The sequence below is a fragment of the Streptomyces sp. NPDC029122 genome (assembly GCF_055569445.1).
The window spans coordinates 110,255-133,548 of the sequence record NZ_JBVHWK010000002.1 but is presented as its reverse complement, the minus strand read 5'-3'; the positions used below and the strand labels follow the sequence as shown (position 1 = coordinate 133,548).

15 protein-coding genes and 1 tRNA gene are annotated in these 23,294 nt (G+C 74.1%); 9 read left to right on the top strand and 7 right to left on the bottom strand.

Features of this window, described 5'->3' with window-relative positions:
- Nucleotides 1-41: 41 nt before the first annotated feature.
- The 5 genes from ACZ4WZ_RS03015 to ACZ4WZ_RS02995 all read right to left on the bottom strand — a co-directional run bounded on the left by ACZ4WZ_RS03015 (nt 42) and on the right by ACZ4WZ_RS02995 (nt 8,610).
- Nucleotides 42-2,066 (bottom strand): oxidoreductase, encoded by a 2,025-nt coding sequence (locus tag ACZ4WZ_RS03015; protein WP_467884419.1) that lies wholly within the window; start codon nt 2,064-2,066, stop codon nt 42-44.
- Nucleotides 2,067-2,313: 247 nt separating this feature from the next.
- A complete protein-coding gene (locus ACZ4WZ_RS03010) occupies nt 2,314-5,337 on the bottom strand; it encodes an alpha-mannosidase (protein WP_467884417.1) in 3,024 nt (1,007 codons plus the stop codon).
- Nucleotides 5,338-5,453: 116 nt separating this feature from the next.
- Entirely contained in the window at nt 5,454-6,296 is an 843-nt protein-coding gene (locus tag ACZ4WZ_RS03005) for a carbohydrate ABC transporter permease (protein WP_467884415.1), read from the bottom strand.
- Nucleotides 6,293-7,186 carry a carbohydrate ABC transporter permease gene (locus ACZ4WZ_RS03000; protein WP_467884950.1) on the bottom strand — a complete coding sequence of 298 codons (894 nt, stop codon included), beginning with the start codon at nt 7,184-7,186 and terminating at the stop codon, nt 6,293-6,295. Before ACZ4WZ_RS03000 ends, ACZ4WZ_RS03005 begins: the two co-directional genes overlap by 4 nt.
- A gap of 89 nt (nt 7,187-7,275) precedes the next feature.
- The gene (locus ACZ4WZ_RS02995) at nt 7,276-8,610 is read right to left on the bottom strand and encodes an ABC transporter substrate-binding protein (RefSeq protein ID WP_467884413.1); all 1,335 of its coding nucleotides are present in this window, start codon (nt 8,608-8,610) and stop codon (nt 7,276-7,278) included.
- Nucleotides 8,611-8,874: 264 nt separating this feature from the next.
- On the opposite strand from ACZ4WZ_RS02995, the gene ACZ4WZ_RS02990 reads away from it, so the two are divergent.
- From ACZ4WZ_RS02990 to ACZ4WZ_RS02955, 8 genes are all read left to right on the top strand, one after another.
- Nucleotides 8,875-8,949 (top strand) — tRNA-Gly (locus ACZ4WZ_RS02990).
- A 122-nt stretch (nt 8,950-9,071) separates the two neighbouring features.
- Nucleotides 9,072-11,351: a hypothetical protein gene (locus ACZ4WZ_RS02985; RefSeq protein ID WP_467884412.1), complete on the top strand. Its 2,280-nt coding sequence runs from the start codon at nt 9,072-9,074 to the stop codon at nt 11,349-11,351.
- Nucleotides 11,352-11,586: 235 nt separating this feature from the next.
- Nucleotides 11,587-13,197 (top strand): benzoylformate decarboxylase, encoded by a 1,611-nt coding sequence (gene mdlC, locus ACZ4WZ_RS02980; protein ID WP_467884410.1) that lies wholly within the window; start codon nt 11,587-11,589, stop codon nt 13,195-13,197.
- Nucleotides 13,198-13,253: 56 nt separating this feature from the next.
- On the top strand, nt 13,254-14,669 hold the full coding sequence (locus ACZ4WZ_RS02975; protein ID WP_467884408.1) for an FAD-binding oxidoreductase: 1,416 nt from the start codon (nt 13,254-13,256) through the stop codon (nt 14,667-14,669).
- The gene (locus ACZ4WZ_RS02970; protein WP_467884406.1) at nt 14,666-16,018 is read left to right on the top strand and encodes a cytochrome P450; all 1,353 of its coding nucleotides are present in this window, start codon (nt 14,666-14,668) and stop codon (nt 16,016-16,018) included. Before ACZ4WZ_RS02975 ends, ACZ4WZ_RS02970 begins: the two co-directional genes overlap by 4 nt.
- Before the next feature lie 12 nt (nt 16,019-16,030).
- Nucleotides 16,031-17,398 carry an alpha/beta fold hydrolase gene (locus tag ACZ4WZ_RS02965; RefSeq protein ID WP_467884404.1) on the top strand — a complete coding sequence of 456 codons (1,368 nt, stop codon included), beginning with the start codon at nt 16,031-16,033 and terminating at the stop codon, nt 17,396-17,398.
- Nucleotides 17,399-17,407: 9 nt separating this feature from the next.
- Nucleotides 17,408-19,324, top strand: coding sequence for a peroxidase family protein (locus ACZ4WZ_RS02960; RefSeq protein WP_467884402.1), 1,917 nt, complete (start codon nt 17,408-17,410; stop codon nt 19,322-19,324).
- Nucleotides 19,321-19,533, top strand: coding sequence for a hypothetical protein (locus ACZ4WZ_RS02955; RefSeq protein ID WP_467884400.1), 213 nt, complete (start codon nt 19,321-19,323; stop codon nt 19,531-19,533). The genes ACZ4WZ_RS02960 and ACZ4WZ_RS02955 overlap by 4 nt, the downstream gene beginning before the upstream one ends.
- Before the next feature lie 113 nt (nt 19,534-19,646).
- On the opposite strand, the gene ACZ4WZ_RS02950 is transcribed toward ACZ4WZ_RS02955, so the two are convergent.
- Together ACZ4WZ_RS02950 and ACZ4WZ_RS02945 are read right to left on the bottom strand one after the other, a co-directional pair.
- Nucleotides 19,647-20,567 carry a serine/threonine dehydratase gene (locus tag ACZ4WZ_RS02950; protein ID WP_467884399.1) on the bottom strand — a complete coding sequence of 307 codons (921 nt, stop codon included), beginning with the start codon at nt 20,565-20,567 and terminating at the stop codon, nt 19,647-19,649.
- 22 nt (nt 20,568-20,589) lie between these two features.
- Nucleotides 20,590-21,246, bottom strand: coding sequence for a TetR family transcriptional regulator (locus tag ACZ4WZ_RS02945; RefSeq protein WP_467884397.1), 657 nt, complete (start codon nt 21,244-21,246; stop codon nt 20,590-20,592).
- A 214-nt stretch (nt 21,247-21,460) separates the two neighbouring features.
- On the opposite strand from ACZ4WZ_RS02945, the gene ACZ4WZ_RS02940 reads away from it, so the two are divergent.
- Nucleotides 21,461-23,146 (top strand): ricin-type beta-trefoil lectin domain protein, encoded by a 1,686-nt coding sequence (locus ACZ4WZ_RS02940; protein WP_467884395.1) that lies wholly within the window; start codon nt 21,461-21,463, stop codon nt 23,144-23,146.
- Nucleotides 23,147-23,294 lie beyond the last annotated feature (148 nt).

Genomic DNA, 23,294 nt, shown 5'->3' with positions numbered 1-23,294 from the left:
GGCCCGTGCGGGCCGCCACAACTCCCGGCGGGGAGGCGGCCTCAGAAGCCGGCGGCCAGTTCGGTGCCCTGGCGGATGGCGCGCTTGGCGTCGAGTTCGGCGGCGACGTCGGCGCCGCCGATGAGGTGCGCCTCGACGCCTTCGGCGCGCAGCGCCTCGTACAGGTCGCGGCGCGGCTCCTGGCCGGTGCACAGGACGACCGTGTCGGCGGGCACGAGGCGCGGTTCGCCGTCGACGGTGATGTGCAGGCCCTCGTCGTCGATCCGCTCGTACGTCGCGCCGGCGACCGAGACGACGCCGCGGTGCTTGAGCTCCGCGCGGTGGATCCAGCCGGTGGTGGTACCGAGGCCGGCGCCGACCTTGGTGGTCTTGCGCTGGAGCAGGGTGACCCGGCGCGGCGTCGCGGGCCGCTCGGGGGCGGTGAGGCCGCCGGGGCCGGCGTACGCGGTGTCGACTCCCCAGTGCCGGAAGTAGACGTCGGGGTCCTGGGCGGCGCCCTCTCCGCTGTCGGTGAGGTACTCCGCGACGTCGAAGCCGATGCCGCCGGCGCCGACGACGGCCACGCACTCCCCGACGGGGGCGCCGTCGCGCAGTACGTCGAGGTAGCTGACGACGTTGTCCCGGTCCACGCCCTCGATGGCCGGGGTGCGGGGGGTGACGCCGGTCGCGACGACGACCTCGTCGTAGCCGCGCAGGGCGTCGACGTCGGCACGGGTGTCCAGGCGGACGTCGATGTCGTGGGCGGCGAGCTGGGTGCCGAAGTAGCGGATGGTCTCCTCGAACTCCTCCTTGCCGGGGATGCGGCGGGCCACGTCGAGCTGGCCGCCGATGTGGCCGGAGGCCTCGAAGAGGGTGACGGCGTGACCGCGTCCGGCCGCGGTGACCGCGCAGGCGAGGCCGGCCGGGCCCGCGCCGACGACCGCGACGCGCTTCTTCGTCCGGGTGGGCGACAGGACGAGTTCGGTCTCGTGGCAGGCGCGCGGGTTGACCAGGCAGCTGGTGATCTTGCCGCTGAAGGTGTGGTCGAGGCAGGCCTGGTTGCAGCCGATGCAGGTGTTGATGGTCTCCGAGCGGCCGGCGGCGGCCTTGGCGACGAAGTCGGCGTCGGCGAGGAAGGGGCGGGCGAGCGAGACCAGGTCGGCGCGGCCGTCGGCGAGGATCTCCTCGGCCTTCTCCGGGGTGTTGATGCGGTTACTGGTGACCAGCGGCACGCTCACCGCGCCCATCAGCCGCTTGGTGACCCAGGTGTAGGCGCCGCGCGGGACGGAGGTGGCGATGGTGGGGATGCGGGCCTCGTGCCAGCCGATGCCGGTGTTGATGATGGTGGCGCCGGCCGCCTCGATCTCCTTGGCGAGGTGGACGACCTCGTCGAGGTTGGAGCCGCCGGGGATGAGGTCCAGCATCGAGAGCCGGTAGATCAGGATGAAGTCGTCGCCGACGGCCGCGCGGGTGCGCCGGACGATCTCCAGCGGGAAGCGCACGCGGTTCTCGTACGCGCCGCCCCAGCGGTCGGTGCGCTTGTTGGTGGCGGCCGCGATGAACTCGTTGATCAGGTAGCCCTCGGAGCCCATGATCTCGACGCCGTCGTAGCCCGCGAGCCGGGCGAGGCGGGCGGCGCGGACGAAGTCCACGATGGTGCGCTCGACCTCGACGTCGGTGAGCTCGTTCGGGACGAAGGGGCTGATGGGGGCCTGGATGGCGCTGGGGGCGACGAGGTCCTTGTGGTAGGCGTAGCGGCCGAAGTGGAGGATCTGCATCGCGATCTTCCCGCCCTCGGCGTGCACCGCGTCGGTGATCACCCGGTGCTCGGCGGCCTCCTCCTCGGTGGTGAGGCGGGAGCCGCCCTCGAAGGGGCGCCCGGCGTCGTTGGGCGAGATGCCGCCCGTGACGATCAGACCGGCGCCGCCGCGGGCCCGCTCGGCGTAGAAGGCGGCCAGGCGCTCGAAGCCGTGTGCGTGCTCTTCGAGGCCGGTGTGCATCGACCCCATGATCACGCGGTTCGGCAGGGTGGTGAAGCCGAGGTCCAGGGGGCTCAGCAGGTGCGGGTACCGGCTCTGGGAACTCATGAGGGGGCGCCTCCTCGCGCGGGGGTGATGAACCTGTTCTAGCGAGGAGGGCAGGGTTTTGCAACTAAGTGCATAACCGCGCGGAGGTGCCGGAGGCCCTCCGCGCCGGTGCCACGGGCCCGTGCGGACCGGGCTGTGGCGCAGTTCACGCGCGGAGGGGGCGGCGGACCGGGGCGGGCGCGCGCCGGCGGGCGCCCCGGAGCGGCACCCGGGAGCCGGGCCGCGGGCCGGCCCGGCTCCGCGGACCTCACCCGCGCCGGAGGCGGACCGTGACGATCTGGAACGGCCTCAGGGTGAGGGCCACCCCGCCGTCCGGTGCGGGCTCTCCCACCGCCGTACCCGCCAGCGGGCGCTCCAGCAGGTCGCTCTCGACCGCCGCCGCGACCGGGAAGCCCGGTGAGAGCGTGGCCCGGGCGCGGCCGCCCCGGGACTCGTAGAGCCGCACGACCACGTCCCCGCTGCGGTCCTCCGCGAGCTTGACCGCCTCCACCACCACCGCGTCGTGGTCGACGGCCAGCAGCGGGGCGACCGGGCCCGCGCCGGTCAGGGCCCGTTCGGGCAGGTTGAAGGCGTGACCCTCGCGCACCGCGTCCCCGATGCCCGCACCGGGTGCGAGGGAGAAGCGCAGGGTGTGCCGGCCCTGGTCGGTCTCCGGGTCCGGGTAGCGGGGGGCGCGCAGCAGGGAGAGGCGGATGGTGGTGGTCTGGCCGCCGTCCGCCCGGATGTGGCGGGTGACGTCGTGCCCGTACGTGGAGTCGTTGAGCAGCGCCACGCCCCACCCGGGTTCCCCGGCGTGGATCCAGCGGTGGGCGCAGATCTCGAACTTGGCCGCCTCCCAGGAGGTGTTGGTGTGGGTGGCGCGGTGGACGTGCCCGAACTGCGTCTCGGAGGCGGTCCGCTCGGCCTTGACGTCCAGCGGGAAGGCCGCCTTGAGGAACTTCTCCGTCTCGTGCCAGTCCACGTCCGTGGTGATGTCCACGGTCTTCGCCCCGGCCCGCAGGGTGACGGCCTGGGTGACGGCGGAGGAGCCGAAGGAGCGGGTGACCGTGACGGTGCAGGAGTCCGGCCCCCGCTCGGTGACCTCCAGGGAGTCGAGGCCGGTGAGGTCGGTGACCTTGTTGCGGTAGAAGGAGTCGATGTCCCAGGCGTCCCACATGTTCGGGAAGTCGGGGTGGATCTGGAGCAGGTTCGCCGCGCCGCCCGGGGCGAGCGCCTCGCGGCCGCCCTCCAGGTCGTACGCGGAGACGATCAGCCCCCGCCCGTCGATCTCCACCAGCAGCCGGCCGTTGGCCAGGACGTGCCCGCCGCCGTGCCTCTCCTCCACCGTGACCGGCTGCCCGGCCGCCCGGGCCCGGCCCGCGCCGCCGGCCGGGACGCCGCGCCGCTCGTGGGGGGCGCAGTTGAAGACCAGTTCCTCCTCGCCCCGTCCCGCGAGGGCGGTCTGTGCCGCGAGGGTGAGGGCGGTCAGCTCCTCGCGGACCCCCTCGTAGACCGCGCGCGCCTCGCGGTGCACCCAGGCGATGGAGGAGCCGGGCAGGATGTCGTGGAACTGGTGCAGCAGGACGGTCTTCCAGAGGCGCTCCAGTTCCTCGTACGGGTAGCGGAAGCCCGGGACGCGGACGGCGGCCGTCGCCGCCCACAGCTCGGCCTCGCGCAGCAGCGACTCGCTGCGCCGGTTGCCCTGCTTGGTCCGGGCCTGCGAGGTGTAGGTGCCGCGGTGGAGCTCCAGGTAGAGCTCGCCGGCCCAGACGGGCGCGTCCTCGTACTCGGCGCGCGCCTTCTCGAAGAAGGCGTCGGGCCGCTCGATCTCCACGCGCGGGGAGCCTTCGAGGTCCCGCTGGCGCCTGGCCCGGGCCAGCATCTCGCGGGTGGGGCCGCCACCGCCGTCGCCCCAGCCGAAGGGCACCAGGGAGCGCGAACCCCGCCCCTTCTCCCGGTAGTTGCGGGCGGCGTGGCCGAGCTGGGCGCCGCCGAGGTCGCTGTTGTAGGTGTCGACGGGCGGGAAGTGCGTGAAGACGCGGGTGCCGTCGATGCCCTCCCACCAGAAGGTGTGGTGCGGGAACTCGTTGACCTGGGACCAGCAGATCTTCTGGGTGAGGAACCACTGCGCGCCGGAGAGCCGGACGATCTGCGGCATCGCGGCGGTGTAGCCGAAGGAGTCGGGCAGCCAGACGTTCCTGGTCTCGATGCCGAACTCCTCCAGGAAGAACTTCTTGCCGTAGAGGAACTGGCGGGCCATGGCCTCGCCGCCGACCATGTTGGTGTCGGACTCCACCCACATGCCGCCCACGGGCACGAACTGTCCGTCGGCGACCTTCTTCTTGACCCGTTCGAAGAGTGCGGGCCGGTGGGTCTTGATCCAGTCGAGCTGCTGGGCCTGTGACATGGCGAAGACGAACTCGGGGTGCTCGTCCATCAGGGCGAGCATGTTGGAGGTGGTGCGCGACACCTTGCGGACGGTCTCGCGCAGCGGCCACAGCCAGGCCGAGTCGATGTGGGAGTGCCCGACCGCGCTGATCCGGTGCGCGGAGGCGTGGGCGGGGGCGGCCAGCACCCCGGCGAGGCGGGCGCGGGCGGCCGCGGCGGTCCCGGCGACGTCGCCGAGGTCGACCTCGTCGAGGGCGGAGTCGACGGCGCGCAGGATCGCGTAGCGGCGTGCGTCGTCCTCGCCGAGCTGGGTCATCAGGTCGTGGAGGACGTCGAGGTCCTGTACGAGTTCCCAGACCTCGGTCTCGAAGACGGTGAGGTCCATCCGGGTGATCCGGTACAGCGGCCGGTCCCCGCTGGTGAGCCGGTCGCCCTCGTAGGTGGGGGCGTGCTCGACCAGGACGGGGTTGGAGGCGGCCTCCACGTACCACTCGATCCGCTCGCCGCCGGCCGCGGAGTCGGCCACCCGCACCCAGTCGTTGTACGGGTTGAGGGCCTTGACCTCGCCGCCGTCCGCCCGGTGGACCAGTCCCTCGCACTGGAAGCCGGGCATCATCCGGTCGAAGCCGAGGTCGAGGACGGCCTCGACGGTACGGCCCGCCCACTCGGCGGGTACGGTGCCGGTGACCCTGAACCAGGTGGTGCCCCAGGCCGGGCCCCAGGCCTCGCCGGCCGCGCAGGGCGTGTACGGGGCTGCCAGTGCCTCGGCGACCGGGACCGGTTCGCCGGGGGCCTCCCAGCGCTCGACGGTGAGGGGGACCGGGCGGGAGTGGACGGCGGGCCGGATGCGCTCCTTGAGGACCCGGCGGAGGCGGTGTTCGGTGATGCTGCGGTCGTCGTGCATGACGGCGGCTCCAGAAGGTCGTTCGGCGACGGGGGCGGACGGCGGCGCGGGGGCGGACGGCGGCGCGGGGGCGGACGGCGGCGCGGGGCGGATCGCGGTCGGAGGGGCGGGCGGGTTCAGGTCTTGACGGCCCCCTCGCCCACGCCCTTGAAGAAGAAGCGCTGGAGGGCGAGGAACAGCAGCATCATCGGCAGAAGCGCGGCCATCGCCCCGGCGGCGACGATCCGCTGGTCGCTGGTCGTGGTGGCGCCGGCCAGGGTCTTCAGACCGAGCTGCAGGGTGTAGTGGTCGCTGTCGGTGAGGACCAGCAGGGGCCACAGGAAGTCGTCCCAGGCGCCCATGAAGCTGGTGATGCAGACGACGGCCAGGGCGCCCCGGGCACCCGGCAGGAAGACCCGGGTGAAGCGGGTCCACTCCCCCGCGCCGTCCAGGACCGCGGCCTCCTCGATCTCCCTCGGGACGGCGAGGAACGCGGCCCGCATGATCATGACGTTGAGGACGGAGACCGCGCCGGGCAGCCACACCCCGACGAGGGTGTCGACCAGGCCCATCTCCCGGACCGTGAGGAACATCGAGATCATCACGGACTCGAAGGGGAACATCAGCGTCGCCACGAGGACGGTGAAGACCGCCCCGCGTCCCTTCCAGCCGGCCCGGGAGAGGGCGTAGCCGCCCATCGCCGCGAACAGCGTGTTGGAGGCGACCGCCAGCAGCGCCACCACCAGGGTGTTGCCCACGTACTGCGCGAGCGGGAAGGACTCGGCGACGCGCAGGTAGTTGTCGAGGGTGGGCCGCGAGGGCAGCAGGCCGTCGTACACGTTCTCGGTGCGGCCGCGGACCGAGGTCAGGAACTGCCAGACGATCGGCCCCAGCATCAGCACGAGCACGAGCAGCAGCACGGCGTACCGGACGGCCAGGCCGCTCCGGCGGCGCCCGCGTCCCGCCCCGGTGGCGCTCACGCGTCGTCCCCCTTCGACAGGCGGCGGCCCAGCAGGCTGAAGACCAGGGTCAGCAGGAACAGCAGCAGCGAGATCGCGCAGGCGTAGCCCGTCTCACCGGCGAAGCCGAGGCCGACCTGCCGGATGAGGAAGGGCAGGGTGCGGGCGCCGCCACCGGGGCCGCCGCTCTCGCCGCCGAGGACGTAGATCTCGGTGAAGACGCGCAGCGCGGAGATCGCCGAGAGGGTCCCGACGAGCAGCATCATCGGCTTCACCTGGGGGACGGTGATGCTGAAGAAGCGGCGGACGGCGCCCGCGCCGTCGAGGGCGGCCGCCTCGTGGAGGGAGGCGGGGACGTTCCCGAGGGCCGCCAGGTAGAAGACCATGTAGTAGCCGAGGCCCTTCCACACGGTCACGAGCATGGCGGAGAACAGCAGCATGGTGCTGTCGGTGAGGAAGGGGATCGGCTCGGAGATGAGGCCGAGCGCCTCGAAGACGGTGTTGACCAGCCCGTCGCTGCGCAGCACCCACTGCCAGATCAGGCCCACGACGACGGCCGAGGCGATCACCGGGGTGTAGAAGGCGGAGCGGAAGAGGCCGATGCCGGGGACCTTCGCCTGGACGAGTACCGCGAGGGCCAGCGGCAGCAGCACCAGGCAGGGGACGACGACCACCAGGTACAGCACGCTGTTGCCGGTGGCGGTCCAGAAATCGGGATCGGCGAAGGCCCGGGTGTAGTTGTCGAAGCCGACGAAGGAGCCGCCGCTCAGGATCCGGGCGTCGGTGAAGGACAGGACGACGGTGTTGAGGAACGGCCAGACGCTGAACAGGGCCACCATCACCAGGCCGGGGGCGAGGAAGAGGTAGGGGGTCCACCAGCTGCGGTGGACCAGGCCCGGTTCGGCCTCCATGGCCCGTCGCGCCCGGCGCCGCCGCTTCGCGTCGGGCCGGCCGGACGCCGGGGCGGGGTGCGCGGCCGCGGGCGCCGGGGCGGGAGCGGTCACTTCCGCGTCCCGGCGGCCAGCAGTCGGTTGGCCTCCTCCTGGGCCTTGCGCACCGCCGTCCGGGCGTCCTGCTCGCCCTGGATGGCCTTCTGCACCTCCCGCACCACCGCGTCGCCGACCTGATTGGTCCACTGGACGGGGGTGTTGGCGTCGAGGTCCGCCGTCTTGAGCTGCTCCGCGCCGATGGCCCGGGCCAGCGTCTCGGCGTCCTTGCCGTCGCCCCGGTCGGCGAAGCGCGGATCGGCCAGCCCCTTGGCGTTGGAGGGGTAGATGGTGGCGTTCTTCGAGAACTCCACCTGGTTGGGGCCGTTGGTGACCCACTTGGCGAACTCGGCCGCCGCGTCCGGGTGCTTGGTGTCCTTGCGGATGCCGAGGGACTGGGCGTAGATGCCGATGTGGCCGAGCGTGCCCGTGACGGCTCCCGCGACCCCGGTGCGTTCGTAGACCTGCGGGGCGTTCTGCCTGATGTCCCTGACGAAGCCCGGGGAGCCGGGGCCGAAGACGAGTTTGCCGGCGCCGTAGAGCTGGTTGATGTCGTCGGCCTTCAGGAGGGACTCCTTGGGCATGGCGCCCTTCGCGTAGAGGTCCTTCATCCGTTCGACCCAGGCGACGGCGCGGTCCGTGTCGAAGGTGAACCGGTCCCGCGCGCCGTTGAGCAGCGGGACGCCCATCTTCTGCCAGTCGCCGGGGAGCCGGCCCTTGGGGTCGGCCATGAAGGCGGCGTACTGGCCGCCGGAGCGCGCGGCGATCTGCTCGGCGTAGTCGAAGAACTGCTCGACGGTGACCGGCGGCCTGGCGGCGTCCAGGCCTGCCTTCGCGAAGAGGTCCTTGTTGTAGGTGAGGATCTCGGGGGTCACGTACCAGGGGTAGGCGTACACGCCGTCGCCCTTGCCGGGCAGTTTGAACTGCTCCCAGGCGCCGGGGACGTAGTCCTTCGCGATCTCCCCGTCGAGCCGGGCCACGTCGGCGAGCATGCCGCGGTCCCCGAGGAGCTGGAAGGAGTCGGTGGAGAGGTTGACCACGTCGGGCAGGGCCCCGGCCTGGGCGTCGGCGACGAGCTTCTCGTTGTAGCCGTCGCCCGGCACGTCCTCCCATTTCACCCGGACGCCGGGGTACTTCGCCTCGAAGGAGTCGATGACGCCCTGCACGTAGGCGGTGAACTTGGGTTTCAGCTGGAGGGTCCGGAAGGTGATCTCGCCGCTCACCTCGCCGGTTCTGCGGGCCTCTTCGGCGCCGGCGCCGCCTCCGCTCAGACCGCATCCGGACGCGGTGAGGAGGCCGGCGGCCACCAGCGTGGCGATGGCCGTGCGGGTCACGGGGGAACGAGTCATCGTCGCCGCCTTCGGGAAGGTTCCGGCTCCGCTGCCGGAGGGCGGTGCCCACGCTGGCCGCGCGGCGGGAAGCCGTCAACGAGGCCTTCACCCCAATGGCCTGAAGCGGTTCGTCCCCGTCCCACTCGGACGCCCGGGTGCCCCGCTCGTGCGCCCGCCCGCCCGTACGGCCGGCCCGGTGCGGCGCGCGCCGCCGCGGCTCCAGGACCGCCGCAAAAACCTTTGCGCGGGCCGTGATCCAACACTTAGGTTCGGACTCGACCACGACGTGTAGCTCAGCAGCAGAGCGCCGGGCTTCCTACCCGGAGGGCGCAGGGGCGGAACCTGCCACGTCGGCCATGAACGCTCACGCTGACCAGCAGCCTCCGAACCCGTCCCGGCCCGGCGCCACGCCCCCTTCCGGACCCGCGCCCGCGCCGGACCCCGCGTCCGCCGCCGGCCCCAGGATCTCTTCCGTCACCGTGTCCGCGTCCTACGCGGCGGGCCGGCTGGCCCGGGCCCTGCACACTTCACGGACCCACGAGGACACCGCCACCCGTGAGCGGGCCCGCTCCCGCGTCCGCCAGTGGCAGAAGGTCCTGTCCGGCATCGCCGACGGCTCCCTGGACATCGGATCCCGCACCCCCGTCGCCGCGCTCCCCGCCTGGGTCACCCCGGAGGTGGTCACCGGGGGCTTCGCCACCGGCGCCGCGTCGGCCGGCGGGCCGATGCTGCCGTACGAGGAGCGGGCCGCCCGGCTGGCCGGCGTCCCGGCGAGCCGCGCGGAGCTCTTCGCCCACTTCCTCACCGAGGACGGGCTGCCGCGCCTGTGGTCCCTGCTCGACAGCGGCCGCTACGAGGTGCGCGTGCCGGAGGAGGCGGCGCTGATGACCGTGGCGTGGCTGGTACGCGCCGGGGACTTCGACGCCGCGGCGGAACTCGTCACGGTCCTGCGGCCCTTCGCCGGCCGGCTGCGCTTCTCCCCGCGTCCCACGGACCGTTCGGCGCCCGCGGTCGACTGCGTGCACCGACGCACGGTCGGCGAGGCCTCGGCGGCGCTCGCCCGCCGCGCTCCCCGCGACGCCGTGGAGACGCAGCGCGAGGCCCTCGCCGTCTGGCGCCCCTTCGAGGACGAGCTGCTCGCCCACCGGCTCCGGGCCGACGCGGGCCCGCCCGGCTCCGCGTGGTCCGCCGAGGGCGCCGCACTGCTGGCGCGTTACCGGGCGCTGGCCGCCGCGCACACCCGCTGCACGAAGCACCTGGACCCGAAGTCCAACGCCGCGATCCTGCGCCGCGCCCTGGAGGAGGAGGTCGCCGGCCGCGAGCTCGCGCCCCGCCTGGCCGGGCTGCTGCGGGTCGCCGTCTCCTCGATGCTGGCCAAGCGCGGCGCCCCGGGCTCCCCCGAGCACACCCGGCTCCGGGAGGCGCAGGCCCGTCAGGCGGCGCTGCCCGCGCACCATGCGCTGGCCGGCCTGGTGCTGCGCCGGATCTCCGGGCTCGACCAGCGCGCCGGCACCCCGGACACGGACACGCCGGTCGCCCCGGTGAGCGCCGAGGAGGCCCGGGAGACCGGGCTGCCCCCGGGCGCGTCCGTCCCGCCCGCGGTCGGCGCCGCGGTCCGGTCGGCCCTGAGCGCCCCGCTGGAGGTGCTGGTGGAGCGCGGGGTGGTGCCGTCGGCGGAGGTGCTGGCCGAGCTGGTGCCGCAGCTCGTCGCCGGGGTGACCGCCGAGCGGTACGCCGACGAGCCGCTGCGGAACCTGATGGCGGCGGTGTACCGCGCCTTCCGGAGCCGCCGCTCGCTGCTCCTGCTCAACCTGGAGTCGCAGGTCCGGATCGAGGAACTCCCCTGGGTGCGGGCGGTCTCCGGCCACCGGCGCACCGACGGAACCGGCCCCGAGCCCGCCCACGAGGCACTGCGCCGGCTCGGTGGGCTGGCCGTGCGCGCCTTCCCGGCGACCGTGCTGCCCAACCCGCTGGTGCGCGAGCTGGGGCAGCTGGCCCGGGAGGCCGAACTGGGCGCGCCCTTCGTGGAGGAGCTGGCCGCCGACATCTTCACGGGGACCTTCGGCGCGAAGTTCCTGGTGGCCGGGCGGGTCGCCGCCGAACTGCTCGAAGGCAGCCTCTACGAGCGCTACTACGGCATCGACTACGCGGCGCTGCGCCGGATGGCGGTGTCCCAGGCAGTGGACTCGGCGCGCGGCGGCCGGCCGGCCCGCACCGCGCCGGAGTTCGCCCGGCTGTGCGCGGAGCGCGCGGGCGGCGGGAACTCCTGGTCGACGGCGGCGAACGGGACGGTGATTGAGCAGGCCCAGATCCTCACCACGCACAACCTCGCCACCCTGGTCGGGCGGGCCGGGGTGGCCGTACCGGGCGGTTGGGAGCAGCCGGCCCGGGACTGCTTCGAGACGGTGTGCCGCCTGGTGGCCCGGGTGGAGGGCAACCCGCGCCCGCTGCCCGCCGTCAAGGACGCGGCGTACGCCTGGCGGCAGATGCTGTTCCACCTGTCGCTGTGCGCTCCGGCGGAGCAGGCCACCGTACTGGCCTGGATCGAGGCGGAGTCGGCGTCGCGGCCGGCGCACGTGCGGGCCCGGCTGGCCCCGGCACTCGCCGGTCTGCGCCTGGTGGCCCGGGGCGACTCCTTCGGCGCGGACGGCACGGCTGAGGGAGGCCGCGCCCGCCGGCTGCTGGGCTGGAGCACGGACGGGCACTGGATGCGCGCCGTCCGGGTGCCCGAGCGGGGGCGTTTCCACCCTCAGGGGTGAACCGGGCGACCCGTACGGGTAAGGAGGAACACGGCGAGCGGGCGCACGGCAGGCGGGCCCGGGACGCACCGGCCGGCTCGGGCGGCGGCCCGCGGCTGGGCGGATGGCACGCGGAGCGGCGGCTACCAGGCCTTCGGCGGCGTCCGACCCGAGCGGATCATGGATTTGGCCTTGATCAACGCAATGTGATGCATTGATCACCCCTTGTTTCCATCCGCTCCGTGAAGGAACCGCCATGCGCACGGTCCGAGAGTCGGTCCTCGACGTCCTCCGAACCCGCGGGATGACCACGGTCTTCGGCAATCCCGGATCGACCGAACTGCCCATGCTCAAGCAGTTCCCGGACGACTTCCGCTACGTGCTGGGGCTCCAGGAGGCCGTGGTCGTCGGCATGGCCGACGGTTTCGCCCTCGCCTCCGGCACCACCGGCCTGGTCAACCTGCACACCGGTCCGGGCACGGGCAACGCCATGGGCGCGATCCTGAACGCCCGCGCCAACCGCACCCCCATGGTGATCACCGCCGGCCAGCAGGTCCGCGCCATGCTCACGATGGAGGCCCTGCTCACCAACCCGCAGGCCACCCTGCTGCCGCAGCCCGCCGTGAAGTGGGCGTACGAGCCCCCGCGCGCGGCGGACGTCGCACCCGCGCTGGCCCGGGCCGTGCAGGTCGCCGAGACCCCGCCGCAGGGCCCGGTGTTCCTCTCCCTGCCGATGGACGACTTCGACGTGGTCCTGGACGAGGCCGACGACCGGGCCGCCCTGCGGACCGCGGCCCGCACCGTGACGCACGCCGCCGCCCCCTCCGCCGAGGCGGTCCGGCAGCTGGCCGCCCGCCTGGCCGGCGCCCGCAGCGCCGTCCTCGTCACCGGCAACGACGTGGACGCCTCCGGGGCCTGGGACGCCGTCGTGGAACTGGCCGAGCGCACCGGCCTGCCCGTGTGGTCGGCGCCCACCGAGGGCCGGGTCGCCTTCCCCAAGTCCCACCCGCAGTACCGCGGGACGCTCCCCCCGGCCATCGCGCCGCTGTCCCGCTGCCTGGAGGGCCACGACCTGGTCCTGGTGATCGGCGCCCCGGTGTTCTGCTACTACCCCTACGTCCCCGGCGCCTACCTGCCCGAGGGCGCGGAGCTGGTGCAGCTGACCCGGGACGCGGACGAAGCGGCCCGCGCCCCCGTCGGGGACGCACTGGTCGCCGACCTCGCCCTGACCGTACGGGCCCTGCTCGCCGAGCTGCCCGTACGGGAGGCCGCGGCCCCGGGCGCGCGGATCGCGCGGGCCGAGTCCCTGGAGGAGGCCGACGGGGTGCTCACCCCGCTCGCCGCGATGACGGCCATCGCCCAGGGAGCACCCGCGCACACCCTCTGGGTCAACGAATCCCCGTCCAACCTGGGCCAGTTCCACGACGCCACGCGCATCGACACCCCCGGCTCCTTCCTCTTCACGGCGGGCGGCGGCCTCGGATTCGGCCTCGCCGCGGCCGTGGGCGCCCAGCTCGGCGCGCCCGACCGGCCCGTGGTCTGCGTGATCGGCGACGGCTCCACCCACTACGCCGTGCAGGCGCTGTGGACCGCCGCCGCGTACAAGGTGCCGGTCACCTTCGTCGTCCTCAGCAACCAGCGCTACGCCATCCTCCAGTGGTTCGCCCGGGTGGAACGCGCCCAGGGCGCCCCCGGACTCGACATCCCGGGCCTGGACATCACCGCCGTCGCCACCGGATACGGGGTCCGCGCCCACCGGGCGACCGGCTTCGGCGAACTCACCAAGCTGGTCCGCGAGTCGGCCCTCCAGCAGGACGGCCCGGTCCTCATCGACGTACCGGTCACCACCGAGCTCCCCACCATGTAGCCCTCCCCCACCCCTGCGCCCCGTTCCGCCGCACCACACCGCCCCGGAAGGCCCGCATGCCCCCCACCAGCGACACCACCGCCCTGCTGCTCGGCAGGCTCCGCTCCGCGCTCCCCCCGGAAGCGCTGCTCACCGACCCGGCGGAACTCGCCGCGCACTCCCGGGACTCCGCTCCCTTCTCCGAGTGCGGGACCCCCGCCGTGATCGCCGTCCCCCGCACGGCCGAGCAGGTCGAGCACGTCATGCGCACCGCGTACGCACTGGACGTCCCCGTCGTCCCCCAGGGCGCCCGCACGGGCCTGGCCGGCGCCGCCAACGCCGTCGACGGCTGCGTGGTGCTGTCCACCGCCGCGATGGACCGGATCCTGTCCGTCGACCCCGCCAACCGCCTCGTGCGCTGCGAGCCCGGGGTGACCACCCGGCGCCTCGCGGAGGCCGTGGCCGAGCACGGGCTGACGTACCCGCCGGACCCGGCCTCCTGGGACCGCTGCACCATCGGCGGGAACATCGCCACCGGCGCGGGCGGCATCTGCTGCGTGAAGTACGGGGTCACCGCCGACTACGTCCTCGGGCTGGACCTCGTCCTGCCCGACGGGCGGCGCCTGCGCACCGGCCGGGACACCGCCAAGGGCGTCGCCGGATACGACCTGACCCGCCTGATCGTCGGCTCGGAGGGCACCCTGGCGGTGGTCGTCGGCGCCACCCTCGCCCTGCGGCCCGCCCGCCCCCCGGCACTGTCGCTGCTGGCCCAGTTCCCCAGCCTGACCGCCGCCGGAGACGCCGTCGCCGCGATCACCGCGGCCGGCCACACCCCGTCCGCGCTCGAACTCCTCGACCGGGCCACGACGCGGGCGATCGTGGACCTCGGCACCCACCCGCTGCTGCGCCCCGGCAGCGCCGCCACCCTGATCGTCGAGAGCGACACCGCCGACCCCTCCTCGGACCTGTCCGCGATGGAGATCCTCTGCAAGGAGGCCGGCGCCGAGCACATCGCGGGCTCCGCCACCAGCGAGGAGGCGTACGAGATCATCGAGGCGCGCCGGCTGGTCAGTCCGGCCCTCGCCGCGTACATGGCCGCCCGGGGCGGGGGCCTCACCGCCTTCATCGAGGACGTCGCGGTCCCGCGGACGGCCCTGCCCGGGCTGATCGGCCGGATCGAGGAGATCGCCGAGCGGTACCGGCTGAAGATCTTCACCCTCGGCCACGCCGGGGACGGCAACCTGCACCCCACGGTCGTCTTCGACGAGTCCGACGCGGACGAGTTCCGCCGCGCCCAGGAGGCGTACGACGCCATCATGGCCGCCGGCCTCGAACTGGGCGGCACCACGACCGGCGAGCACGGCATCGGCACGCTGAAGCGGGACTGGCTGGAGCGCGAGCTCGGCCCCGTCTCCCTGGAGCTCCAGCGCGGCCTCAAGCGGCTCTTCGACCCGAAGAACCTGCTCAACCCCGGCAAGGTGGTCACGGTATGACGCAGTCCATCGACGCCCCGGACAGCGCGCGCGGCGAGGCGCCGGCGCTGCCCCCCGTCCGGGCCGGCCTGGCGGAGACCGTCCGCTTCGTCGCCACCCACACCCTGCCCGTCTTCGTGCGCGGCGTCGCCAGCCCGCGCTTCCCGGTGATGGCGCTGTACTCCCGCGTCAACCAGCCGGCCTGGTCGAACGCCACGCTGCGGGCGATGCGGGCCCGGCACCGGGGCGCGCCCGTGATGGTGCGCGCGCTCTCCGGCGAGATGCTGGTCCTGTTCGACCAGGCCGACATCCGGCGGTTCTTCGAAGAGCCGGTCGCGGACCTCGCCATGGACGCGGACGACAAGTGCGCCAGCCTGTCCGTCTTCGAACCCACCGGGGTGATCTGCTCGCACGGCCGGGTGCGCGAGGACCGGCGCCGGGTCAACGACCACGCGCTCGCCGCGGACCAGCCGGTGCACCCCTCCTGCGCGGAGTTCCGGACCGTCGTCGAGGAGGAGTGCCGGCGGCTCACCTCCCGCTCCGTCGTCGACTTCCCGCTGCTGTGGAAGACCCTGACCCGCATCTCCCGGCGGGTGGTCCTCGGCGACCAGGCCTCCGACGACCAGGAGCTGTCCGACTGGCTCGCCACCCTGCGCGGCCGGGCCAACTGGATGGGCCGCAGCAAGCCTGAGGCCGCCAAGGCGCTCTACTCCAAGATCGAGGCCCGGATCACCCGGTACGCGGCCGACGCGCCCGCGCACACCCTCGCCGCCCGCGCCCTGGCCGAACCCTCCCCGGAGGGCACCGATCCGCTGGGCCAGACCCACCACTGGCTGCTGGGCATCGACCTGGCCGCGCCCGTCGTCGCCCGGACCCTGCTGCTGCTCGCGCACCACCCGGCCGAGCAGGACGCGGCCCACGCCGAGGCGGCCGACCGCGTCCCCGGGCTGCCGCGGCTCCGGGCCTGCCTGGAGGAGTCGGTGCGGCTGTACCCGATCGTGCCCGATCTCGTACGGGTGACCCGTACGGAGACCGAGTGGCGCGGGGTGCGCTACCCGGCCGGCACCAACGTCCTGGTGCCGATGGGGTTCCACCAGCGCGACCCGGAGCAGGTCGACGGCGGGAACCTGTTCGCGCCGGGCCGCTGGCTGGCTCCGGACGTCCACCGGGACACCCGGGTGGCCCCGTTCAGCCACGGCGGCGCCCGCTGCCCGGGCGAGTACGTCGCCCTGCTGCTCACTTCCCTGGTCTGTGCCGAGGTGCTGCGCGACCACCGCCTCACCGGGGCCCGGCCCGTGCTCGACCCGGGGCGTCCGCTGCCGGGGATCCTCGACACGGCGGGCATCCGGCTCCGCCTCGGCCGGCTGTAGGAGGGGTCCGCCATGACCGAAGCCGACGCGTCCGTCACCCAGCCGGACATCGCCTCCCTGCACCACGTCTGCCGCGAGCTGGCCGGAGCGGCCGACGCCGTACGCGACGCCGCGCGCTACGCCTCCCGGATCGCCCTCGGCTCCCGGCTGCCGTTGGCGGCGGCCGGTCCGCGCCGGGCCCGCGCCGCCCAGCGCGGCCTGCTGCGGACCCTGACGGACCCTCGGGGTCTGGGCTGGGCCCCGCAGGGCGGCGGCGGCCCGCTCGCCGGGGCCCTCTGGCTGGCGGGGGTGCTCACCAGCCGCGAGAGCCTGGCCGTCAGCCTGGCCGTCGCCGGGCTCAAGGCGCGGATCCGGGCGGCCGCCGTGCGCCACCCGGAGCTGCTCGACAACCCCACCACCTCGCGGCTGCTGCGCGCCATCGACGAGGACCGCCAGGCCGAGGCGGTACGCCTCTTCAGGGGGCTGCTGACCGAGAACGGCGCGGAGTACGCCCTGGCCCTGCTGGCGCCGTCCTTCACCGACATCATGGCCTGGAACGCGCTGACCGACGAGAACCCCTTCAACGACACCGCCGGCTGGCAGATCGCCACCGGCCGGCCGCTGACCTCCGACTACCTCCTGGGCGTCAGCAACTCGGTGTGGACGTTCCTCAACCGGGGCCGCGGCCGCGCCGAACCGCACACCCCCTCGGCCGCGCTGCTGGGCAGCATCGACACCTCGGGCACCATCGTCGGCTACGTGCGCAACATCGGCCGGATCGGCTCCCGCGGCATGCTCCTCGTCCAGCAGGTCTCCGGGCCGGACGGCGAGCGCCGGTTCGTCGTCCAGCTGCCCGGAATGGGCCCGAGCCTCAACCAGGAGAGTCCGCAGGACCTGCTGGGCGCCATCGACGCGGTGGGCGCCCTCGACACCACCTACACCCGCGCGGTGGTCAGGGCCCTGCGCCGGCTCGTCCCCTCCGGTTCGCAGGTCGCGCTGGTGGGCCACAGCCAGGGCGGGATCACCGCGATGAACCTGGCGGCCAGCCGCGACTTCAACGCGCTGTACACGGTGACGCACGTGGTGGCGATCGGGTCGCCCATCGACCAGAAGCGGGCCGCCGATCCGCGCACCCGGGTGGTGTCGCTCGTCAACGAGCACGACATCGTGCCGAGCCTGGAGGGCCGCTCGTCGGTGTCCCCGTACGAACTGCCGAAGCAGTTCACGGAGTTCACCTGGACCGACGACACCCACGCCTTCCCGCTGTGCCATGCCGCCGAACGGTACGCGCACAACCTCGAGCACGACGTCCCGCACGCGCGCACGCACGTCGACTCCGAGCTCGCCGCCTTCCGCGGCCGGGTCACCGGCACGCACCTCTTCACCCTCCACGACCGCTGAGGACCCCGTATGACCGACACCGACTCCCGCACTCCACCGACGGATACGGCGCCGTCCGCGCCGGAGCTGCCGTCGCAGACCTCCCCCCGGCACCAGCCGCCGCCCGCGCCGCCGCAGCCGTACGGCCCGCCCGGCCTGCTGGAGCGGCTGGAGTCGGCGGCCTTCGCCCGGATCAACCGCACCCGCGAGTGGTACGAACTGCCGGGCCCGCTCGGCCTGCTGAACCTGTCCGTGATCCGCGGGGACCTGCGCCGGCACAACCTGCACGACACGTTCGGAGCGGGCGGCGAGCGCGACCGGCGGCCCACCAAGGACCTCGCGCCGTACCGTTCGTACGACGGCTCGGGCTACGACCCTCACGACGAGGACATGGGACGGGTCGGCACCCGCCTGGACCGCAACACGCCGCTGCACATGGCGTATCCGGACGAGGACGAGGCGCTGATGACGCCCAGTCCCCGCGAGGTCAGCCGTCAGCTGCTGGCCCGGCGCGGCTTCATCCCGGCGCCCACCCTGAACCTGCTGGCCGCCGCGTGGATCCAGTTCCAGAACCACGGCTGGGCCAACCACGGGGACAACGAGGAGGCCGAGCCCTTCACCGTCCCGCTCGCCGCCGACGACGACTGGGCCGAGCGGGGCGGCACCTGCCCGATGCGGGTGCACCGCACCCGCCCCGACCCGGTCGCGCACACCACCCCGGACGTCCCGCCGACGTACGAGAACACCGTCAGCCACTGGTGGGACGGCTCTCAGCTGTACGGATCGGACGAGGCCCGCTGCCGTTCCCTGCGCACCGGGGAGCACGGGCACCTGATCGTCGACGGCGGACGGCTGCCGGCCGATCCGCGGCCCGGGATGGACTGCCTCGACGCCACCGGGATGAACAGCGACTACTGGACCGGTCTGTCGCTGCTGCACACCCTCTTCGCCAAGGAGCACAACTCCATCTGCGACCTGGTCCGTTCGCACCACCCCACCTGGGACGACGAGCGGATCTTCCACACGGCGCGGCTGGTCAACACCGCCCTCATGGCGAAGATCCACACCGTGGAGTGGACCCCGGGGATCCTCGACCACCCCGTGGTGCACCGTGCGATGCGCGCCAACTGGTACGGGCTGCTGCCCCGCTGGGTCACCAGGACCTTCGGCCGGATCGGCGGCGAGGCGCTCAGCGGCACCCTGGGGTCCGGCACCGACCACCACGCCGCGCCCTTCTCCATGACGGAGGAGTTCGTGTCGGCGTACCGGCTGCACCCGCTGATCCCCGACGAGATCACCGTCCGCGACCACCGGCGGGGGGAGCGGCGCGAGGTCATCGGCTTCGACGACATGCAGGGCGCGACCACGCGCACCGCGATCGACGCCTACGGGATGAGCGACCTGTTCTACACCTTCGGCGTCTCGAACCCGGGGGCCCTGGTCCTGCACAACCACCCGGACGCCCTGCGCAACCTCAAGCGGCTCTCCGGCGAGCACATCGACCTCGGGACCGTGGACGTCCTGCGCGACCGCGAGCGGGGCATCCCCCGCTACAACGCCCAGCGGCGGATGCTGCGCAAGCGGCCCGTCACCTCCTTCGAGGAACTGACCGGGGGCCACCCGGGCGACACCCCGCTGCTGCGCGAGCTCTACGACGGCCGCCTCGACCGGGTGGACACCCTGGTCGGGAACCTGGCCGAGCCCCGGCCGGCGGGCTTCGGCTTCAGCGACACCCTCTTCCGGGTGTTCGTACTGATGGCCAGCCGCCGGATCAAGAGCGACCGGTTCTTCACCACGGACTACCGGCCGGAGGTCTACACGGCCGAGGGGCTGCGCTGGATCGACCGGAACTCGATGGTCACCGTGCTGCTGCGGCACCACCCCGAGCTGGCCCCGGCGCTGGCCGGAGTGACCAACGCCTTCGCGCCCTGGAAGGAGCGGTCGTGAGCGGGCACCCCGCCGACGGCCTGCGCAGCCACGCCGCCGCCCTGCGCGAGCGGGCGGACCGGCTGCGCGGCGCCTGTGAGGTCCTGGAGTGGAGGGGCCCGCAGGCCGACGCCTTCCGGGCGCGGGTCGAGGAGCTGGCCCGGCGGTGCACCACGGCCGCCGACGGTCTCTCCCGCTCGGCCGCCCGGCTGGACGGCCGGGCGGGCTGAGGGACTTCTCCGCGAGCCTGCCGTCCTTGAAGCAGAAGCGGAGCACGTCGCAGGGACGGGGCGGGCGCGCCGTACTCGAAAGTCGCGGGGCGGGGCGACCGTCGTCGCTCCGTTCAGAGGTCCCGGGGGTCGGTGTTCGCCCCGCACAGGACGACGGCGACCCGCTCGCCCAGCGGCTCCGGCGCGGTCCGCAGGGCCGCCAGGGCGGTCGCGGCCCCGGCCTCGACCACGATGCGGTGTTCCTCCCACAGGGCCCGCCGGGCGGAGCCGATCGCCTCGTCCGGGACGAGCACCGACAGGGCGTTGCCGTGCCGGGCGGCGGCGTAGGCGTCGGCCGAGACCCGGGGGGCGCCGAGGGAGTCGGCCGCCACGGAGGACACGGGGACGTCCACGGGCCCGCCCGCCTCCAGGGCGGCGTTCAGGGCCCGGCAGTGTTCCGGTTCGGCCGCGACCACCCGGACGCCGTGTTCGCGGGCGGCGGTGGCGACGCCGGCGAACAGCCCGCCGCCGCCTACCGCGACGACGACGGTGTCCAGGCCGGGCAGCGCGGCCCGTACCTCGTCGAGCAGGGTCCCGGCGCCGGCGGCGACGAGGGGGTGGTCGTAGGCGTGGCTGCTGAGCGCGCCGCTCCGGTCGGCGAACTCCCGGCAGGCGGCGAGCGCTTCGGCGTACCGGTCGCCGACGAGCCGTACGTCGGCCCCGTAGCCGCGCAGCCGGTCGACCTTGACGCGCGGGGCGTTGGCGGGGAGGAACACGGTGGCGGGGACGCCCTGTGCGCGGGCCGCCCAGGCGCAGGCCAGGCCGGCGTTGCCGCCGGAGGCGATGGTGACCCCGGCGGCGGGGAGGCCGCCCGCCTCGCGGTGCGCGGCGAGGAAGTTGTGCGCGCCGCGGGCCTTGAAGGAGCCGGTGTGCTGGAGGTACTCCAGGGCGTACCAGACGCCTCCGGCGGCGGGTACCACGGCGGCGGGCCGGACGGCCCCGGCGGTACGGACGGCCGCGGCGCGGACGGCGGCGTAGTCGAGGTGCTGTTCCATGGGGCGGTCTGCCTTTCGCGGTTCAGGACGCGGGCCGCCGGCCGGCGGGCCGGGCTGCCTCGATGAGCTGGCGCAGGGCGCCGTAGTACACCTCGTGGTCGGTCAGCGGGGGCAGTACGTCGCCCAGCGCGCCCGTGAGGACCGGGAACGCGGCCGGGTCCAGCGCGGCGAGGGCGGCCCGGGAGGCGGCGGTGGCCCCGGCCGGGTCGCGGTGGTCGACGAAGGCGGCGCTGCCCAGGGTGAGCAGGTACATCCGCCGGTAGACGGTCATGGCCTCGGCCGGGCTCATCCCGGCGGCGACGCTGTCGGCGAGGGCGGGTTCCACGAGGCGGGCCAGCAGCTGCCGGCCGAGCCAGGGCCGTCCGCCGCGCAGGACGAGCAGTCCGGGGTGGGCGGTGAGCAGCCGGTAGAGGGCGCCGAAGCGCAGCTCGGCGGCCTCGGCCCAGTCGGTGCCGGCGGGGATCTCGGGCAGCTGCCCGGCGAGGTGCTCGGTGCACAGGTCGAGCAGGCCGGCGAGGTCGGTGCAGCGGCGCTGGACGGTGGCGTGGGAGACGTCCAGCCGCTCGGCGAGTGCGCGGAAGCTGAGGGCTCCGGGGCCTTCCTCGTCGAGGAGGCGCAGGGCGGCGGCGGCGATGGCCCCGGGGGTCGCGCGGTCCAGGGCGGCTGATGTCCTCGGCATGGGATACACCGTATCAGCCGGCGTATCAGCCGATGTATCAGCCGACGTCACCGTCCTGGTCCTCCCGCGCGTCCGCCACGGACGTGTGACATCGGCCGCGGCCATATTGCTGGTCATTGAGCCATAACCCTCGACTTATGTTGACAGCGGGTAGTCGCACCGCTGCACTGGGCACCCATGCCCGCCGGTACTTCCCCCACGCCAAGGAGGCCCCGTGCCGCCTCGCCCGCGCGCCTCGCTCCCCTGTCTGACCGCGGCCGCCCTACTCGCCCTCGCGCTCGGCCCCGCCCCGGCGGCGGCCGAGCCGACCGCGACCTGGGACACCCCGCTCGCCCTCACCCCTCCGATGGGGTGGAACAACTGGGCGCACTACATGTGCGACATCGACGAGGCCACCGTGGTCGCCAACGCCGACGCCCTCGTCTCCAGCGGCCTCGCCGCGAAGGGCTACGACACGGTGACCGTGGACGACTGCTGGATGCTCAAGGAGCGCGACGCGCAGGGGAACCTGGTCGTCGACACCCGGAAGTTCCCGCACGGCATGGCCTGGCTCGGGGAGTACCTGCACGCCAAGGGGCTCAAGTTCGGCATCTACGAGGACGCCGGCTCCCTCACCTGCGAGCGCTACCCGGGCAGCGGTTCGCCCGAGGGCGGCGGCCCGGACCACTACGCCCGCGACGCGCGGCAGTTCGCGGCGTGGAAGGTGGACTACGTCAAGATGGACGGCTGCAACCTGTGGATCCCGCCCGGGAAGACCAAGGAACAGGCCTACCGGGACGCCTACAACTCGGTGGCCCGGGCCCTGCGCGACAGCGGCCGGCCCATGGTGCTGTCGGCCTCCGCGCCCGCCTACTTCCAGCAGGGCGAATGGGGCGGCTCCGACTGGCACAAGGTCCTCGACTGGGTCGGGGAGACGGGCCAGTTGTGGCGCGAGGGCCGGGACATCAAGGTGTACGGCCCGAAGGCGCCCGCCACCTCCCGGTGGAGCTCGGTGCTCGGCAACTACGGCTACAACCGCTGGCTCGGCCGGTACGCGGGCCCCGGCAACTGGAACGACCCCGACTTCCTGATCGCGGGCGCCCCCGGCCTCACGGACGCGGAGAGCCGCAGCCAGGTCGGGCTGTGGGCGATGATGGCGGCCCCCTTCATCCTGTCCTCCGAGGTGTCCGCGCTCACCCCGGGCGGGCTCGCGGCACTCGGCAACACCCGTCTGATCGAGCTGGACCAGGACCCGATGGGCCGGCAGGGCGCCGTGGTCTCCTCCAACGCCACCTTCGAGGTGCTGGCCCGGCCGCTGGCGAACGGCGACCGTGCCGTGGCCGTGCTCAACCGCTCCGGCAGCACGCGCGACATCTCGGTGCCGCTCGCCGACATCGGACTGCCCGCACCCTGCGCGGTGGACGCCGAGGACCTGTGGAGCGGGCGGCGCGCCGAGGTGGCGGACTCGCTCACCGGACGGCTCGGCGCGCACGACACGATGGTGTGGCGGCTCACCCCGCGCGGCTGCGCCGCGGCGGTGCCGACGGGGCAGATCAACGGGCTCGGCGCCAAGTGCGCGGACGGGGCCAGTACCGCCGGAGCGGGCGCGGTGGTCCTGGGGACCTGCACCGCCGGGGCCGACCAGCGCTGGACCCTGGGCGGCGGCGGGCGGCTGCGGCTGGCCGGCGAGTGCCTCACGGCGCGCGCGGGCGGCCTGGTGGAGCTGGCCGACTGCGCGCCGGGCCGGCAGGCCGGGCAGAGCTGGAGCCACCGGCGCGACGGGAACCTGGCCGAGGAGACGAGCGGGCAGTGCCTGACGGCCCCGGCCTCGCCCGCGACCCCCGACGCCCCGGCCGAGCGGCTGCGGCTGACCGCCTGCGGCGACCACCGGGCGGACCAGGCCTGGTCCCTGCCGGTCTGAGGCTCCGGCCGCCCCGCCGGAGCGGCGGGGGGGGGGGCGGCTGCGCGAACGGCCGGCCGGGCGGGCCGAGAGGCTGACCGTCCCCCCGCCCAACCGCTGGTAGGCCGCGCCGATGCGGACGGTCCGGTAAGGGGGTGGGGCCTCCGCC

Excerpts from the sequence above, each read along its gene's own strand:
- ACZ4WZ_RS03015 (WP_467884419.1), bottom strand. The coding sequence starts at position 2,066 with ATGAGTTCCCAGAGCCGGTACCCGCACCTGCTGAGCCCCCTGGACCTC.
- ACZ4WZ_RS03010 (WP_467884417.1), bottom strand. The coding sequence starts at position 5,337 with ATGCACGACGACCGCAGCATCACCGAACACCGCCTCCGCCGGGTCCTC.
- ACZ4WZ_RS03000 (WP_467884950.1), bottom strand. The coding sequence starts at position 7,186 with ATGGAGGCCGAACCGGGCCTGGTCCACCGCAGCTGGTGGACCCCCTAC.
- ACZ4WZ_RS02995 (WP_467884413.1), bottom strand. The coding sequence starts at position 8,610 with ATGACTCGTTCCCCCGTGACCCGCACGGCCATCGCCACGCTGGTGGCC.
- mdlC (WP_467884410.1), top strand. The coding sequence starts at position 11,587 with ATGCGCACGGTCCGAGAGTCGGTCCTCGACGTCCTCCGAACCCGCGGG.
- ACZ4WZ_RS02975 (WP_467884408.1), top strand. The coding sequence starts at position 13,254 with ATGCCCCCCACCAGCGACACCACCGCCCTGCTGCTCGGCAGGCTCCGC.
- ACZ4WZ_RS02970 (WP_467884406.1), top strand. The coding sequence starts at position 14,666 with ATGACGCAGTCCATCGACGCCCCGGACAGCGCGCGCGGCGAGGCGCCG.
- ACZ4WZ_RS02965 (WP_467884404.1), top strand. The coding sequence starts at position 16,031 with ATGACCGAAGCCGACGCGTCCGTCACCCAGCCGGACATCGCCTCCCTG.
- ACZ4WZ_RS02960 (WP_467884402.1), top strand. The coding sequence starts at position 17,408 with ATGACCGACACCGACTCCCGCACTCCACCGACGGATACGGCGCCGTCC.
- ACZ4WZ_RS02950 (WP_467884399.1), bottom strand. The coding sequence starts at position 20,567 with ATGGAACAGCACCTCGACTACGCCGCCGTCCGCGCCGCGGCCGTCCGT.
- ACZ4WZ_RS02945 (WP_467884397.1), bottom strand. The coding sequence starts at position 21,246 with ATGCCGAGGACATCAGCCGCCCTGGACCGCGCGACCCCCGGGGCCATC.